Genomic DNA, 272 nt, shown 5'->3' on the forward strand with positions numbered 1-272 from the left:
GTCATAAATACGGGTACTTTGGCTGATGTAAACGCCCATTGAAATTACCGCGCCTTCTTCAACAATTACACCCTCTACTATTTCAGAGCGTGCGCCAATAAAACAGTTGTCTTCGATGATGGTTGGGTTGGCTTGTAATGGCTCTAAAACGCCGCCAATGCCTACGCCACCCGATAAGTGTACGTTCTTACCAATTTGTGCACACGAGCCTACAGTAGCCCATGTATCAACCATGGTGCCGTCGTCAACGTATGCGCCAATGTTTACATACG

1 protein-coding gene is annotated in these 272 nt (G+C 47.1%); it reads right to left on the minus strand.

Annotated elements, in window-relative coordinates; genetic code table 11:
- Positions 1-272: DapH/DapD/GlmU-related protein (locus AAEY78_RS13130; protein WP_352339747.1), on the minus strand; the 272-nt coding region annotated here is incomplete at both ends.

This window comes from Psychrobacter sp. 16-MNA-CIBAN-0192 (assembly GCF_040309565.1).
GTDB lineage: Bacteria > Pseudomonadota > Gammaproteobacteria > Pseudomonadales > Moraxellaceae > Psychrobacter.